The following is a 1,472-nucleotide window of genomic DNA, read 5'->3' on the forward strand; positions in this document are numbered from 1 at the left end:
ATCCGGTGGAGGGATCAAGCCCCTTCTCGGCGCTGAGTTTTTCGATCAGCTCTGGAGACGGAATGACTGGAACAGCAGAGTCGCGTTCACGTTTCCATTGGAAAGTGCCATCCCATTCGGGGAGGACCGCGGGCGGAAGTGGGACGATTTCATCCAAGTCTGGAACCTTAGCCCCAAGATGTTCGTGACGCGTCAGGAAATCACTAATACTGCTATACCGAGCCACTCTCTCTGTATCTTTTTCAAGACCAAGGTAGTACAAATCATCGGAAGCAGGTGGTCCTTTGAATGCACCAGCCAGACTATAAGCGCTCATATCATCGCCGTTTTTAATTGCTATTTGATAGCTCTGTAGAGATCCGTGATAACGCTCCAATTCCTTCAGGTAATTCGCGTGCTTCCTTCCAGCTTCTTTATTACCCTGATCCATCGCGCACTTGTACATCGCAAGCATCACATCGGCGGCATTGGGCACAGAGGTTAACAGTTCAGCAATATAGTACTGTGCGTCCGGGCTGCCCATATCGGCAGCTCTTCGAAAATAGGCTCTGGACGCAGCAACGTCTTGTTTAACACCGTAACCCATTTCGAGATAATGCGCCATGTCGTAGTAAGCCCCTGGAATTCCTAAGGCAATATAGTATTCGACCAAATCGATAGTTTCCGTGCTCGCGTCAGGGGACCGCGCCTGTCCAGTAGACAGTAAATATTGCAGGTTGGTTGCGGCTTTAAAGTGATCATGTACCGCAGCTATACGGTAATACCGTGCGATCTCATCATAGTTTTTCTTACCTCTGAGCTTCTCCAAGTAAAGGCTATAGCGAAAGAAAATATCTGCTTCCTTGTTCAGTACAGGTAGCGAACTACCCTCATGCACGCAATGAAATTCAAGTCTCGAATAGGCGAAGTCAATCTGCGAAGCATCAGGCATAGCTTCTTCCTTTTCTGAACAGGCCGAGGTAAAAAACAATAAAATAAAACATAGTTTCTTCATCTTAATCCAAGTTTTTTCTGGCCGGGCTTTCCTGCATAAACTCAACCAGTGAAGCAACAGGAGATTTTAGTTTCTGCGCAGTTTCTTTCTGCAAACCAAGCCCCCTCCTTGCTTTATTCTGCTCTATAATTTTCTTCCATTTCTTATAGATTTCTGACAACTCCTCCCCACCCCCAACCTCCCCGGTATGCACCCCAAACAAATGCTCCCGCAACGGCCGAGTAATCGCCGGATCCTCAATACAAATATTCAACTCACTGTCCACCTGCATACTGCGCGTATTAATGTTCGCCGACCCCAGCGTGGTAAAGACGTCGTCAACAATCATCAACTTGCTGTGCACATAGACATGGCGGCCTCAGGTTCCAAGTGCAACAGTCAGTTGATAATGTTGAGCCGATTGGTTGCCAGCAGTTGCAGATGATCCGTCAACACTTCAACAGGGAATTTCCAGCCCAATGTCTGACGAGGTCGGGTG

General features: G+C 47.8%; 2 protein-coding genes. Both read right to left on the reverse strand.

Going from position 1 to position 1,472, the window contains the following annotated elements:
* The coding region (locus tag BZ163_RS00050; protein ID WP_256578890.1) for a DUF6396 domain-containing protein at positions 1 to 994 on the reverse strand (994 nt) is incomplete at its 3' end.
* Position 995: 1 nt separating this feature from the next.
* Positions 996 to 1,322 (reverse strand): hypothetical protein, encoded by a 327-nt coding sequence (locus BZ163_RS00055; protein ID WP_371916772.1) that lies wholly within the window; start codon positions 1,320 to 1,322, stop codon positions 996 to 998.
* Between the last annotated feature and the right edge of the window lie 150 nt (positions 1,323 to 1,472).

Source organism: Pseudomonas sp. VI4.1 (assembly GCF_002029345.1).
Taxonomy (GTDB): Bacteria; Pseudomonadota; Gammaproteobacteria; order Pseudomonadales; family Pseudomonadaceae; genus Aquipseudomonas.

What these genes read in the sequence shown, in the direction of transcription:
- BZ163_RS00055 (WP_371916772.1), bottom strand. Translation starts at nt 1,322, where the DNA reads ATGATTGTTGACGACGTCTTTACCACGCTGGGGTCGGCGAACATTAAT.